Source organism: Peribacillus cavernae, assembly GCF_003989135.1.
GTDB lineage: Bacteria > Bacillota > Bacilli > Bacillales > DSM-1321 > Peribacillus > Peribacillus cavernae.
In genome coordinates this window covers 31,170-44,958 of the sequence record NZ_RYZZ01000018.1, presented here as the reverse complement: position 1 = coordinate 44,958, position 13,789 = coordinate 31,170, and the positions used below count along the sequence as shown (strand labels likewise).

Genomic DNA, 13,789 nt, shown 5'->3' with positions numbered 1-13,789 from the left:
TGTCTCGAAACTTATAACTATACGAAATAAGCAGGGGACCCTTTGGGACACCCTGCTTATTTCGTTACAATTGTTTTATAACTTTATACCCACCACATCGCGGATGGCTGCTCCTCGATCAGAATCGAACGAAGATTGCCGACAGCGCGTTTAAATCCTTCTTCAATCGACATTAACGGATCTTCGTGTTCAATGCTGACTACATAGTCATAGCCAAATGTGCGCAGCGCGCTCATCATATCTGACCATTCCTGGTTGCTGTGGCCGCAGCCGACAGAGCGGAAGGTCCATGCCCTTGTTTGGACTTCTCCATATGGCTGCATATCGGTTAAGCCGTACATGTTGACATTGTCCTGGTCAATGTAGGTATCCTTTGCATGGAAATGGTGAATCGCATTTTCTTTACCGAGAATTTTTATCGCCGCAACGGGATCAATTCCCTGCCACCATAAATGGCTAGGATCCAAATTGGCCCCAATCGCATCACATGTCAGCTCCCTCAACTTAAGCAGCGTATACGGCGTGTGGACTAAAAAACCTCCATGGAGTTCCAAGCCAATTTTCACATGATGATCCTGAGCATATTTTCCCCACTCTTTCCAATATGGAACCAGTTTTTCTTCCCACTGCCACTTCAACACATCCCCATATTCATTCGGCCATGGAACGACCGGCCAGTTCGGATATTTCGCTCCTTCCTGATCACCCGCTGTTCCGGAAAAGCAGTTCACGACGGGAACGTTCATTAACTCCGCGAGCAGGACGGTTTTCTTGAACGTATCATGTGACTCTTCAGCAAAAGCTTTGTCAGGCGAAATCGGGTTGCCATGGCAACTGAAGGCACTGATTGTAAGGCCTCTTGATTCGATCTGCTTCAAATAATCCTTCCGTTTTTCCTCGCTTTCCAATAAACCGTCCAGGTCACAGTGAGCTTTTCCGGGATAGTTCCCCGTTCCGATTTCCACTGCCGATACTCCTGATGCTTTTACATAATCGAGCATTTCCTCAAAAGATTTGTCTGCGAATAAGACGGTAAATACTCCTAGTTTCATTGCTGCATTCATCCTTTCAGCTTGTCATCGTATAGTTGTCCTTTATTGATGAGCGCTTTCGTAAATTTTTTCAATGATTGATGAAACCTGCAGCGCTTCTTCCGGTTTTACGACTTGATCTTCCAGCCCCATACAGGCATTGATAAAATTTTCTGCTTGAGGCAAGGCAGGATCATCTTCGCCCGGAATCCAGACGGCTTCGCTGTTGAAAAGCATGCCGTGTTTTGGATAATTAATCGATAACGGAAAGACGTCAAGACCACCTCTATCTCCTGAAATGCTCACGTTTTGGACAACGTCTTCGGTTATGTTGCTGGACCAGGAAGTTTCAAGCATCAGCGAAATGCCATTGGCAAACTTCATATACGCTGTTACATGATCATCCACATTAAAGGTTTTATGATTGAAACTGCCCCACTGATTAACCTGCCCCGGCGTCCGGCTTAACGCATTATAGGTCGCTCCTGTCACTTCAATCAGTTTGGGGCTGCCCATTAACCAGAGGGCAAGATCAAGGAGATGGCATCCGTAATCGATTAAGCTGCCTCCTCCCTGAAGCTCCCTATTCGTAAACACACCCCAACCAGGTACCTTCCGCCTTCTTAATGCTTGGACCCGTACAACTAGCGGATTGCCAATTTCTCCTGCCTGCATCATCCTTTTTGCACCCTGAGCTTCCTTCATGAATCGATAATGGTAGCCAATTGCGAGAATTTTGCCAGCTGATACGGAGGCTGAAATCATCGCTTCACAATCGGCGGTTGAAAGTGCCATCGGTTTTTCACAAAATACATGAAGGCCTGCTTCAAACGCCGCAATTGACATTTCAGCATGGAATTTATTTGGTGTACTGATGACAACTGCATCCACTTCATTGAACATTTCCTGATGATTTTGATAAGCCTTTGGAATGTTGTAAGTGGAAGCAACCATATTTGCGCGGTCTTCATCAATATCGCTCACGGCTGCAATTGTAACCCGGTCCGCTAGTTTTAACAAGGTAGGAATATGCCTTTCGGTAGCGATTCCGCCGACTCCGATAAGACCAATCCGCAATTTACTCATGACTACACCTCTTTTACGTATCGGTTGTTTCCTACGGGGCTACCTGGACAACCGTTTTCGTTTCATTCGCTTCAAGAGCGGCAAGGATCACGTTGAGCGATTTCATTCCCTCCGTACCGCTTACAGGCACCTCAGTATCGTTCAATAGGCTTCCGACAAACTGGTCAATCACATGGGAGTTGCTCTGTTGTCCGCCTTCTTCATTGGATTGGATTTGCTCTAATTCATACTTTACTACTTCGCCATTTTTGTATTGTGCAACTACCGAATGCTGTGGATCCTCTTCAAGCCGCAAGATAGCATGTTCCCCGTAGATGATCGTTGAATTATCTTCACTTGAAACATAGGACCAGCTGGCGGCCAGCGTCCCAATAATTCCGCTCTGTGTTTTTAGGATACATACTGCATTGTCATCTACATCAGAGTTACTCTTAGCACTTGTTTCCACAAACGCGGCCACCTCGGTAATTTCTTCAGCAAGCAAATAACGGAGGAGATCTGTTTTATGTACGCCGAGATCACCCATCGCACCAATGAACGCCTGCTCTTTTTTGAAGAACCAGCTCTTCTTCCCGTCTATACTCCAGTCTTCAGGGCCGCCGTGTCCGAATGCAGTTCGGAAGCTGTAAATTCTGCCGACTTCACCGCTCTCAATCAATTCCCTAGCCTGAACATGCGAACTGACAAAGCGCTGATTATGCCCAATCATTAATTTTTTATTGTTTTGACTGGCCGCTGTAATCATTGCTTCTGCTTCTGTTTTAGAAGTCGCCATAGGTTTTTCACATAGTACGTGCTTGCCGGCATTCAGCGCGTCAACGGTAATGGATGCATGTAAATAGTTTGGTGTGCAGACACTTACCGCATCGATTTCTTGATCCGCAAGTAAATCCTTATAGGATGTATATGCCCTGGCGTTATATTTTTCAGCGACTTCATTTGCTCGTTCCTTAACAATATCACACACGGCGACAATTTCCACGGATTCAATTGCTGCATACTCAGGCAGGTGTCGATGCTGCGCAATGCTTCCACAGCCAATCACTGCGATTTTTACTTTCTTCATGTTCATTTCCTCCCCGAATGTTATTTACTGCTGATCTTTTCCAAGGATTTTGCATTTCCGTATACTGGCCTGTTACGCTCGACAGGCTTTGCCCAGTTCACCGCATTTGCAATCACCCGCTGAATATCGGCGTTGTAATAAGTCGGAAATGTCTCATGACCCGGGCGAAAGTAAAAAACTTTTCCGTTTCCACGAGTATATGTACAGCCGCTTCTAAATACCTCTCCTCCCTCAAACCAGCTGACAAATACCAGCTCATCAGGGGTTGGAATATCGAAATGCTCTCCATACATCTCTTCTTTCTCAAGCTCAATAAATTCTCCCACACCGCTTGCAATCGGATGGCCTGGATTCACGACCCAAAGCCGTTCTTTCTCGCCCGTATCACGCCATTTAAGATCGCACGTTGTCCCCATTAGCTTCTTGAAAACTTTTGAAAAGTGTCCCGAGTGAAGAACAACCAGGCCCATGCCGTCCAGTACGCGCAGCCTTACCTTCTCGACCACTTCATCCCTTACTTCCTCATGGGCGGTGTGCCCCCACCAAATGAGGACATTGGTGTTATTTAGAACTTCATCAGTCAATCCATGTTCCGGCTCATCAAGCGTCGCTGTCCGCACCTCAAAGCTTTCCTGCCTGAGAAATTCCGCAATCGCACCGTGAATGCCCGTTGGGTATACACTTCTGACAAGCGGATTCTTGTTTTCGTGGCGGTTTTCATTCCAGACTGTCACTTTTACCAAATCAATCAGCTCCTTTACATTATTCTTTTACCGAACCTGAAGTCAGACCGGAAACAATTCGCCGCTGGAACAATAACACCATTATCACAAGCGGGACTGTAACGACAACCGTCGCTGCGGAAATTTCGCCCCAGGGGATCGAGAATTGGCCCTGAAACAGCGAAATTCCAATTGGTACCGTTTTATATTCGTCATCGGTGTTAATTGTCAAGGCAAAGAGAAATTCATTCCATGCTGCAATAAAAACAAGAATCGCGGTTGTAAATACCCCCGGCACAGCAAGAGGCAAAATTACCTTCCAATACGTTTGCATCATCGAAGCACCATCCACCTTTGCGGCTTCTTCCAAATCAAATGGGATTTTTCTGAAAAATGAGACAAGAAGCCAGATCGATAAAGGAAGCGTGATCGTTGTATAAGGAATGATCAGTCCCAAATACGAGTTGGTCAGGCCGACGTTTTTTAAAAAGATGTAGATAGGTGAAATCGTTGCTATTTGCGGGAACATCGTTACCGACAATACGATACCAAGTATCACCGTTTTTCCTTTAAAATTCAACCTTGCAATAGCGTATGCCGCAAAAGAAGCGACAATTACGGTATAAATCGTTGTAATCGAAGCGACAACGAAGCTGTTCCACAAATATCGTAAAAATGGAAAATCGACGAACACGGAAACGTAGTTTTGAAACGTCGGATTCTTTGTATAAGGGGTAAACGCCTTATCACCGAACAATTCGGTTACTGGCTTAATTGAGCTGATCGCCATCCATAAAAATGGAAACATGACGATAAGGACGAATACTGTAAGAAAAAGGTAAAAAAACGGGCCGGCTTTTTTCTGCATAATCATCCCCCACCTTCCTATTTTTCCGAGCTATCGTTCAAGAGATCCTTACCCAAAAGTTTAATGAAAAGCATCGAAATAATTGCGACACAGATAAAAATAATTACCGACAGCGCCGATCCTTCACCGAAATTGGTTTGTGAAAACATAACTTTATACGCAAGGATTGAAATCGTTTCCGTCGAGTTCGCAGGCCCGCCGCCTGTTAATACATAAATCAAGTCAAATACCCGGAAGGCATCGAGTGTACGGAAAAGCAGGGCAACCAACAGACTGGATTTTAACAATGGCAGGGTAATCGAAATAAACTGCCTCCACTTTCCAGCCCCGTCAATCGATGCCGCTTCATATAAAGAGCTCGGTATCGTTTGCAGGCCTGCCAGCAACAGTAAAGCCATATAGGGAGTTGTTTTCCATACATCAGCGAAAATAACCGAAAACATAGCTCCAGTATCTGTCGTCAAAAGTTTAGACATACTATCCACAAGCCCGATATCTTCAAATAACTTCGCGACAATCCCATTTTGGCCATCATAGAGGAATTTCCACATCAAGGCTGAAACGGCGGTAGGAATGGCCCATGGAATCAGAATGCTGGCTCTTATCAAACCACGGCCGAAAAACACTTTGTTAATCAATAGGGCAATGGCAAGTCCCAAGACAAGCTCAACTGCTACAGATATAACTGAGAACAGGACCGTATTACCAAGGGCATTCCACATACGGCGCTCTGAAAGATTATCTTGATAATGCTTAAAGCCGATAAAATTCGGCTTTATGATCGAATCCCCTAACCCGGCAGAAAGTCCGAGCAATTTTTTTTCCTGGCTAAGCTTCATTGTTGAAGCTACCTTTCCCAGTTCTTCATTTACTTCGTTCACTTCTTTAAGAACAGATTGTGCCGTATCTTTATCAAGCTTCGCTACACTAAGCTTCTGATCGATTTGTTCAAAGTTCGTCAGTTTCTCATTCACTTTATCATATTGCGTCTTTATACCTTTGGAGTCCTGAACTTTTTGATCAATTTCAGTTAACTTTTGTTTGATCTTCTCTAATTGTTCTGGAGCATTTCCGCTTCTAATTTCGTTATCAATCCCACCTAACAAAAATGGAAAATTGTTTAAATAGCGATCAAGATCAATGTTGTAGCTTAAGTGAACCTCGGATTTGGTCGGATTGTTTAATCTTAAATCAAAAAGGCTATAGTAAAAAGATTGCAAAACCGGCCAAATGGCAATCATAAGGATTAAAAGCAGTGCAGGTGCAACAAGTAAATACCCATATGTACTTTCTGATCGTTTCCATTTCCCTTTATTTTTTTTGCTTTTTTTCGTAACAACCCTCACGTCTTTATTCTCAGGGTTATTATCAATGTTCAGGGCTTGATTTTTCAAAAGCACACCCTCCCTTTTGTAGAAAGTGGAGCAGCCTCCACGGGTCGAAGGCTACCCTCATTTCCTCAAAAACATTACTTTACAAGTTTTGCTTTCATTTCTGTTTCCATATTCTTCACAGCTTGCTCAACCGTTTGCTCCCCTGCTATCGCCTTCGAAACTTGAATCTGGATGATTTCAGAGATTTCAGGATAGTTCGGTGCAACAGGTCGTGACACAGCCGAATTTAAACCTTCTACAAATCCTTTGTCAGCGAATGTTGGATTAGCCTCCAAAACTTCCTGATCCTCATAAAGCTTTGTAATTGTTGGTGCGTGTCCGCCGTATATCGCATCAATTTTTTGCCCTTCCTGACCCGTCATGAACTTCAAGAATTCCCATGCCTCTTTCGGATGCTTGGAATACTTGCTGATTCCCGCCTGCCAGCCGCCAAGCGCTGCCGCAGAACCCTTATCCCCGGCAGGTAGCGGAGCAATCCCAACTTTACCGGCGATTTTGGACTTTTCCTTGTCGTTAGCACTGGCATATTCGTACGGCCAGTTACGGAGAAATACCGTTTGCCCTTCAATGAAAGCTTGATCAGATTCGATTTCCGTGAATGTTGTTACATTGCCCGGAACAACATCCGATTTGGCGATTTCGACTAGTTTTTTCAGCCCCTTAATTGTTTCTGGAGAGTTAACGACGACATTGCCGTTTTCATCGATGAACTGGCCGCCGTATGAGGCAACAAATTCGATCGTATTACATACAAGACCTTCATATTGCTTCGCTTGTAGAATGTATCCGAACTTGGTACCGCCTTCTCCTTTCTTTTCTTTGGCACTTGCAAGCAATTCATCCCATGTCTTCGGAATTTCCTCTTCTTTTACAAGGTCTTTCCGATAAAACAAAAGCCCGCCATCAATGAACTTTGGCATTGCCCATTGCTTCCCATTGAATTGGGAAGCGGATAATGCACCTTGGTTGTAGGCGTTCAAATCAATGCCGTCCTGCTGGATAAAGCGGTCCAGCGGCAAAACGTATCCTGCCTGGGCAAACTCTGCCGGCCAGATTACATCCATATCTATGACATCAATTTCAGATGATTTCGCGTTGAAGGCGGTTACATAGGCGTCATGTGATTGACCGGTATCTGCTGGCATTTCCCGGAATTTTACATCAATATTAGGATGGGCTTTCTCAAATGCCTCTACCATCTTCTCTGTGCCTTTTGTTACATCTTTACCACGTGAATAGACGATCGTGACCTTTTTATTGTCTTTCTTTCCGCCATCTTCTTTGCTGTTTGAACTTGTTTCGTTTGAGCTGCAAGCTCCTAAAATAAGTGAGAGTGCCATAAAACCGGTAAGTAGTTTAGCCTTTTTCTTCTTCATTTTTAATCCCCCTGTTCGTTTGTGGGTTATGTTGAATGGCGTACTATCAGTTGTAACGGTAGATGAATATCCATGTCGTTTGGTTCGAGTTCGCTTTCGATCGATTTGATCATCACTTCCATGGCTTTGTAGCCTATTTCCTCAGCTGGCTGCTTGATTGTTGTTAGTGCAGGTTCCACAACACTTGCAATCGGCTGGTCATCAAAACCAATTACTGCAATATCCCCGGGTACTGACTTTCCCTGTTTCATCGCTTCTTTCACAATTCCAGTTGCAACCTGGTCACTTCCTGCAAAGAAGGCTGTTGGCGGATTCTCCATTGCCAATGAATCTCTTAATACCTTTTTTCCGTCTTCGAGATCATACACGTTTTTAAAAATGAAATCATTATTGTACGGTATTCCAAACTCCGTTAACGCTTTTTTATACCCGGCATGGCGGTCTTTTGTCAATTGCGACATATACCCGCCGCGACAGTAAGCAATCTTTCGGTGACCCTGTCTGATCAAATGGCATGTGCCTAGGTAGCTTCCTTCAAGCTGATTCAGCCGGACCATTGGAACCAGTGTCTGCTCACTGTATTCATTGCACAAAACAATCGGGCCGTATGTAGTGTAAGCAGCGATCGTTTCCCAATTGTTTTCGATTGAGGTCAAGATAATCCCGTCTACTTGTTTTGACTTTAGATAATTTAAAAAGTGAATTTCTTTCTGTTGATCATATTTCGTCTGACAAACTAAGAGCTGGTAAGCATTGTCGGTAGCGATTCTATCAATACCTTCAAGCAGGTAAGCAAAGAACGGATTCGTAAGTACCGGGATCAGCACCCCGATTGTTTGGGTTCTTTGACTGCGTAGTTTTTGTGCAGATGAGTTTGGAAAGTAATTCAATGCTTTCATCGCTTCCTGGACAAGGAACCTTTTCTCGTCTGAAACGTACTGATAATTATTGATTACCCTTGATACCGTGGCTCTTGAAAGCCCTGCCTCCTTTGCTACATCTGCAATTGTCGCCAAAGCAACCTCCCCCCTTTTTCGATTTCTGTTTTCTGAAATCGATTTCATGAAAACGATTTCAGAATTATATTACAATTTTATGAGAAGAATTACAATACGATAACTAAAAAATTTTGAATTGTTAGACTTTTTATCGATGAGAGTACAGATGCTGAGGTTTAAAATAACGAAGAGAAAGAGGTGGTTATCTCCCTTTCAAATGAATGCGTTTTTACGTACTTTTGTATTCTAGCTAGCTAGATCGGTTGAAAGCTAATCAAATTTCATCAGCTTATAAACATGATTAAGCGATAATATTCCGGAATTAAATTTGGTTGAATTCTAATCAAGCTTCGTTGAATTCCATTATTGATTTATGTAACCAATTTTTCATTAATGCCTTCTTTTTCAAGGATTTCTTTCTGCCGGTCACCGAGGAGGTCAAAATGTGAATATCCGTCTTTACGGTGGTCGATCCATTCTTTTGTTAGGCCATATTTCTTACCCCATTCCGCCAATCTGTCAAGATCACGGCAGCCAACTTTCGTTACGGTCTTACAGCCGGGAAAGCGGTCATCAAGCCAATAATGTGTCAAAAAGGCGATTTCGCCGTCATCTATTCTTTTTTTCCATTCTTGAAGCTGCTTTCTGTTAATACCAAAGGCCATCTGATCTCCCTCTTTCTAAGAAAAGCACAAGCCCAGCCCCTTGTAAAAAAAGAACGTTGCCTAACCTCAGCCACGTCTGTGGCAAATTTCAACTTCAGCATTAAGGAACGCCTCCCCAAAAGGCATCACAGCAAAAAAGTCTGTGATTTACTGTATGTCAAAGTTGAAAACTGGCTAGGCTGCTTGCGCTATACACCTTTCAAAGTTCAAAAAGTTATACGCTTATCCTTCAAAAAAACCAGGCGCAGCTATACGCCTGGTTTTTTTAAGACTATTTTTTACTTTGTTCATAGGCTTCATGCCATTCCGGATAAACGCGTTTTATCAAGATCGGACGGAAACTGTCTTTCTTTACACATACATGCATCGATGTTCCGGTAACGGACACGATTCCTGATTCAGTAAGAATTTCGTAGCCATAGGTTACCCTGAGGCCATCGTATTTCTCTATCCACGTTTTAACGATTGCTGTTTCTCCGTAATGCATCGGCTTTTTATAGGATGCTTGGATGTCTAACACAGGGGAAATGATGCCATCTGCCTCCATTTCTGCGTAGTTAAAACCAAGATCCTTAATCAACTGCGTTCGTCCAAGTTCCATCCAGATGATATAATTGGCATGGTATACCACACCCATTTGGTCCGTTTCCGCATAGCGGACTTCTATCTTTTTTTCGGCGATATGCACGATCTTACCCTCTTTCCAATTTCTCTGCTGCTCTTTTCATATCTTCAGTCGAAATCACGGTTAAATCTTGAAGACTATAGGAAGGGTCGGGCGCTGACATTACCCGCAGCGCCTGTAGCTGTAACGCTTCGTCAACCAAGCTTGTCGCATATCGGCCGTTTCCGTTGACTGTAGTATCTCCCAAATACTTTCTTAGATAAGAAAATGCGTCTTCATCGATGATATATTGAAAACGGGCGGCATATCTCTTTATGATTTCAATGATCTCGTCATTTGAGTAATCCCTGAAGTGAAGAAATTTCTTGAACCTCGATTGGAGCCCCGGATTGCTTTCCAGCAGCATATTCATTTCGTGTGGATAACCTGCCAAAATAACGACTAAATTTGCATTATGCCTTGTCATTTCATCAACAAGGGTGTCTACTGCTTCTTTTCCAAAGTCACCGGCTGATTGGCTTAAAAGGGAGTATGCCTCATCGATAAACAGTACACCACCGAGCGCTTCCCTGATTTTCTTCTTTGTTTTGAGCGCCGTTTGTCCGACATAGCCTGCGACAAAATCTGCACGGCTGGCAACGATAAGATGCCCCCGCTTAAGCATTCCAGTTTCCTTTAGCAGCTCGGAATATATTTTTGCCACAGTGGTTTTTCCCGTTCCCGGATTACCGGTAAATACGGAATGAAGCTGTACCGGTATAACCGGCAGTCCTTGAGAAATGCGGATTTGCTGCATTTTGACAAAGGAGACCAGCGATTCGATTTCTTCCTTGACTTCTTTTAGTCCCACAAGAGCCATTAATTGTTCCTCAGGTGGTACTTCAGGCAGCGTCTCGTTTAGTTGAAAATCCTCTTTTGTTAAAAGCGTAAAATGAAGGATATTTTCATTATCCAGTTGAGTGTAAGCACCTTTTTTAAAGATGGCATTGATGACAATCGAACGGACTGTGCGGGCATTTCCGAAGGTATCATCCACCTTTTCTTTTTCAATGCGTGCTTTTAGCTCTGCTGCTGCGTCGTCCGAGAGGATGTAGTCATTTTCTGCTGCGGTACGTTCAGCTATCAAGATCAGTTCTTCGGTCGAATAATCCGAAAGGGAAATATGGTTGGAAGTAGGAAACCTGCTTCTTAAACCCGGATTTGCGTCCAAAAACTGGCGCATTTCTTCAGGGTAGCCTGCTAAGATGACGGCAAATTTCCCCGCATATTTTTGACTGGTCATGAAGGAAACAAGTGCATCGATTGCTGTTTGCCCATAATCGTTTCCAGATTGGCCCTCTCTCTTCAGGCTATACGCTTCATCGATGAACAGAACTCCCCCGAGAGCGCGCTCGACAATGTTTTTGACATTTTCTTCTGTTTGGCCAATATACGAGCCAACCAGCTGGGAACGATCAACTTCGAGAACTTCTCCGCGGGGCAATACTCCAAGCTCATGATAAATTTTTGCTAACAGCCGGGCAAGCGTTGTTTTTCCTGTTCCCGGATTGCCGCTAAGGACCATATTCAAGCTCTGTTCATCTCTCGACTGCAAGCCCAGTTCTTTTCGTTTTTTCTGGTATTGCAGGAAATGATAAAAATCATCAATTCGTGTTTTTATTTCCTCCATCCCAATCATTGAATGCAACTCGGCAAGCGGGCTTTTATCTTGACCATTGGCATCTTCAGACTGTACAGGAAAAAGCGAGTCCCATTCAAATTTCAATTCCTCAATTTGATCCAGATGTACTTTCATATCCTGAAAAAACGCGGAAGTATGAAACACGCCGGAAATCGACTCTTCGTATTCCCTGGAAGCCTTTAATAAAGCGGACAGTTCACCTTGAATCCGCGAAACACACTGGACGGCCTGCTCATATTTTCCTGATAGTTCTGGATCATGATTCCATTTTGCCGCCAGCAGGCCTCTTTTCAAATCTTCCGTGGTTTCTTTCAGATTTTCGATATATTCCTCACAGATGTCAATATACTGCTCGGCCATTTTTTTCTTAGCTGTCCGATTATCGGTCTCACGAATCAACGGGAATAGCAAATTTTTCAGTAAAGACCGGTTTTTGTTCCATTTCGAGACGGACAGGAGGCCGTTTGCTCTTTTATTCGAAGGATCAGCTTTTAGTGCTTCCTGAAGCCAGGAATCATATAATGAATCTTCACCCTTGCTCATCTTTCGGGATGCAGCAAGCATACTGAGCAAATCACTTCTCAACTGCTGCTCTCCATGGGTTTCCGGTTTTTCCCCAACCAAGGTGATCATTTTCAATAATTCATCGTGATTCTCTATAAAACCATTTTTATCAAACTCAGCTGTTAACGAATCCAACTTTTCTTTAATGATCAAATTTATATCGGTTTTTCCTTTAGAATTCATGTGATCAGTCATCATCCATTCGCACAGTTTCATCTTTATCTTAACATAAAACACTGATTTATCACTCAATCGTGTTTTTATTCAAATAGAAAAAAAAGAGCGGGAACAAGTCCCCGCTCTTCCTTTCATCTATATTATTTTTCGTCGCTGAACCCGTTTGTCCGGGCAGCACTTTCATCCTGTATTTCATTACGGAAAGCCTCAATGCTTTCTTCTCTTCTTCTGTTTTTTTGCTTAATCTGCTGGCGTTGTTCGCCAGTTGCTATTTCGAGTGAATCATCAGCTTCTTCGATATTTTGGATCGTATTTTGAACCATATCCTGCAGTTTTTCGACATTATCAGATCGGTCATCTGGATTTGGTTTGAAATTGGCCATATTCATTCCTCCTCAAAAATTGGGTTACGATATTATTCTGACCTGATTCCTTTATAATAATAAAGGAAATACTTGTTGACTTAACATAATATTATTATGTTAACAAAATCAGGCTTTTCTCATTCACCCTTTGTTTGTATTATCTGAGGATGTTGGCCTGACTTATCCTGCATTTGTTTTCCTTTATTGCCCCCGGCTGCACGTGGTTGAGTGCCCAGATGGCTTGGAACAAAATGTTTAGAGTCTTTTTTAGGATTTCCCATGATCTATCCCCTCCTATTCTTAACTTCTGCAAGTAGGAGATAAACATGAGTGTTAATTTTTGATAAGTTTTAATCGGCTTTTTTTAAATGTCTTTTTTCTAGCCGTTCTTCAATCTTATCCATTAACTTTACATCTTTCAGAACTTCCAGTTTATTTTCATTGACTAATTCCTCAAAAGAACGTTTCCTTCTTTTCATTGCTTCCACCTTTTCCTATATTGTTTAAAATATATCATTTCCAAATTGACGTAAAATTATGACATTCTCAGCAAAAATTTTTTGCAAAATAAAATAACGGCCTCCGCCTGAGCCGTTATTTGATCTTATTCATATGGCTTTCCATCTGTGTCAATGTCATGCCGCCAACAAACTTATTCTTAATAACACCTTCTTTATCAACAAAAAAAGTGGTTGGCATAGCCATAACCTGATACTGTTCATTTACCAAGTCTTCTTCCTGATCTAACAGAATTGGAAAGGTCACACCTTTCTCGTCGACAAATCCTTTTACATCATTTTCCGGGTCTATATTTACCGCGAGGATCACAACATCACTGCCAGCCTTCTGATGGAATTTTTCCATTTCAGGCATTTCCTTCTTGCACGGTGGACACCATGTTGCCCAGAAATTAATCATTACCTTTTTGCCTTCATAGTCGGAAAGGCTTACCTTTTCCCCGCTAAGCGTCTTTAATTCAAAATCCGGGGCTTTAGCACCAACTTTCAGTCCACCGAGATTATCGTTACTGACTTCTTTTTCTTCATGATCCATGGATTGTACAATCGCAACCGTCAGTAAAACGATAAGCAAGGCTGCGCCGAATATTTTTTTGAACATGTTTTGAAGATCCTCCTTGGATATATGGCGAGATGATTTTTCACTTACAAAA

General features: G+C 42.9%; 15 protein-coding genes. All 15 read right to left on the bottom strand.

The window, feature by feature from the left end; translation table 11 throughout:
- Window positions 1-83 precede the first annotated feature (83 nt).
- The gene (locus ELQ35_RS14010; protein WP_126865445.1) at window positions 84-1,052 is read right to left on the bottom strand and encodes a sugar phosphate isomerase/epimerase family protein; all 969 of its coding nucleotides are present in this window, start codon (window positions 1,050-1,052) and stop codon (window positions 84-86) included.
- Between the two features lie 42 nt (window positions 1,053-1,094).
- Window positions 1,095-2,117 (bottom strand): Gfo/Idh/MocA family protein, encoded by a 1,023-nt coding sequence (locus ELQ35_RS14005; RefSeq protein WP_126865444.1) that lies wholly within the window; start codon window positions 2,115-2,117, stop codon window positions 1,095-1,097.
- Between the two features lie 31 nt (window positions 2,118-2,148).
- Window positions 2,149-3,183: a Gfo/Idh/MocA family protein gene (locus tag ELQ35_RS14000; protein WP_126865443.1), complete on the bottom strand. Its 1,035-nt coding sequence runs from the start codon at window positions 3,181-3,183 to the stop codon at window positions 2,149-2,151.
- A gap of 20 nt (window positions 3,184-3,203) precedes the next feature.
- Window positions 3,204-3,926, bottom strand: a complete 723-nt coding sequence (locus ELQ35_RS13995) for a ThuA domain-containing protein (protein WP_126865442.1) — start codon at window positions 3,924-3,926, stop codon at window positions 3,204-3,206.
- Window positions 3,927-3,945: 19 nt separating this feature from the next.
- Entirely contained in the window at window positions 3,946-4,773 is an 828-nt protein-coding gene (locus ELQ35_RS13990; protein ID WP_126865479.1) for a carbohydrate ABC transporter permease, read from the bottom strand.
- Between the two features lie 17 nt (window positions 4,774-4,790).
- Window positions 4,791-6,014 (bottom strand): carbohydrate ABC transporter permease, encoded by a 1,224-nt coding sequence (locus tag ELQ35_RS13985; protein ID WP_126865478.1) that lies wholly within the window; start codon window positions 6,012-6,014, stop codon window positions 4,791-4,793.
- 227 nt (window positions 6,015-6,241) lie between these two features.
- Window positions 6,242-7,543 (bottom strand): ABC transporter substrate-binding protein, encoded by a 1,302-nt coding sequence (locus tag ELQ35_RS13980; protein WP_126865441.1) that lies wholly within the window; start codon window positions 7,541-7,543, stop codon window positions 6,242-6,244.
- 26 nt (window positions 7,544-7,569) lie between these two features.
- Window positions 7,570-8,559, bottom strand: a complete 990-nt coding sequence (locus ELQ35_RS13975) for a LacI family DNA-binding transcriptional regulator (RefSeq protein ID WP_126865440.1) — start codon at window positions 8,557-8,559, stop codon at window positions 7,570-7,572.
- 353 nt (window positions 8,560-8,912) lie between these two features.
- Complete coding sequence (locus ELQ35_RS13970; RefSeq protein WP_126865439.1) at window positions 8,913-9,206, bottom strand: hypothetical protein; 294 nt, start codon at window positions 9,204-9,206, stop codon at window positions 8,913-8,915.
- Between the two features lie 271 nt (window positions 9,207-9,477).
- On the bottom strand, window positions 9,478-9,894 hold the full coding sequence (locus ELQ35_RS13965) for an acyl-CoA thioesterase (protein WP_126865438.1): 417 nt from the start codon (window positions 9,892-9,894) through the stop codon (window positions 9,478-9,480).
- Between the two features lie 4 nt (window positions 9,895-9,898).
- Complete coding sequence (locus ELQ35_RS13960) at window positions 9,899-12,259, bottom strand: AAA family ATPase (RefSeq protein WP_126865437.1); 2,361 nt, start codon at window positions 12,257-12,259, stop codon at window positions 9,899-9,901.
- A 134-nt stretch (window positions 12,260-12,393) separates the two neighbouring features.
- Complete coding sequence (gene tlp / locus ELQ35_RS13955; RefSeq protein ID WP_126865436.1) at window positions 12,394-12,636, bottom strand: small acid-soluble spore protein Tlp; 243 nt, start codon at window positions 12,634-12,636, stop codon at window positions 12,394-12,396.
- A 119-nt stretch (window positions 12,637-12,755) separates the two neighbouring features.
- On the bottom strand, window positions 12,756-12,899 hold the full coding sequence (locus ELQ35_RS13950) for an acid-soluble spore protein N (protein ID WP_126865435.1): 144 nt from the start codon (window positions 12,897-12,899) through the stop codon (window positions 12,756-12,758).
- Between the two features lie 69 nt (window positions 12,900-12,968).
- Window positions 12,969-13,097, bottom strand: coding sequence for an FbpB family small basic protein (locus tag ELQ35_RS13945; RefSeq protein WP_126865434.1), 129 nt, complete (start codon window positions 13,095-13,097; stop codon window positions 12,969-12,971).
- A gap of 115 nt (window positions 13,098-13,212) precedes the next feature.
- Entirely contained in the window at window positions 13,213-13,737 is a 525-nt protein-coding gene (locus tag ELQ35_RS13940) for a redoxin domain-containing protein (RefSeq protein ID WP_126865433.1), read from the bottom strand.
- Window positions 13,738-13,789: the final 52 nt, after the last annotated feature.

Excerpts from the sequence above, each read along its gene's own strand:
- ELQ35_RS13950 (WP_126865435.1), bottom strand. The coding sequence starts at position 12,899 with ATGGGAAATCCTAAAAAAGACTCTAAACATTTTGTTCCAAGCCATCTG.
- tlp (WP_126865436.1), bottom strand. The coding sequence starts at position 12,636 with ATGGCCAATTTCAAACCAAATCCAGATGACCGATCTGATAATGTCGAA.
- ELQ35_RS13980 (WP_126865441.1), bottom strand. The coding sequence starts at position 7,543 with ATGAAGAAGAAAAAGGCTAAACTACTTACCGGTTTTATGGCACTCTCA.
- ELQ35_RS13945 (WP_126865434.1), bottom strand. The coding sequence starts at position 13,097 with ATGAAAAGAAGGAAACGTTCTTTTGAGGAATTAGTCAATGAAAATAAA.
- ELQ35_RS13960 (WP_126865437.1), bottom strand. The coding sequence starts at position 12,259 with ATGAATTCTAAAGGAAAAACCGATATAAATTTGATCATTAAAGAAAAG.
- ELQ35_RS14010 (WP_126865445.1), bottom strand. The coding sequence starts at position 1,052 with ATGAAACTAGGAGTATTTACCGTCTTATTCGCAGACAAATCTTTTGAG.
- ELQ35_RS13990 (WP_126865479.1), bottom strand. The coding sequence starts at position 4,773 with ATGCAGAAAAAAGCCGGCCCGTTTTTTTACCTTTTTCTTACAGTATTC.
- ELQ35_RS13970 (WP_126865439.1), bottom strand. The coding sequence starts at position 9,206 with ATGGCCTTTGGTATTAACAGAAAGCAGCTTCAAGAATGGAAAAAAAGA.
- ELQ35_RS13940 (WP_126865433.1), bottom strand. The coding sequence starts at position 13,737 with ATGTTCAAAAAAATATTCGGCGCAGCCTTGCTTATCGTTTTACTGACG.
- ELQ35_RS14000 (WP_126865443.1), bottom strand. The coding sequence starts at position 3,183 with ATGAAGAAAGTAAAAATCGCAGTGATTGGCTGTGGAAGCATTGCGCAG.
- ELQ35_RS13985 (WP_126865478.1), bottom strand. The coding sequence starts at position 6,014 with ATGATTGCCATTTGGCCGGTTTTGCAATCTTTTTACTATAGCCTTTTT.
- ELQ35_RS14005 (WP_126865444.1), bottom strand. The coding sequence starts at position 2,117 with ATGAGTAAATTGCGGATTGGTCTTATCGGAGTCGGCGGAATCGCTACC.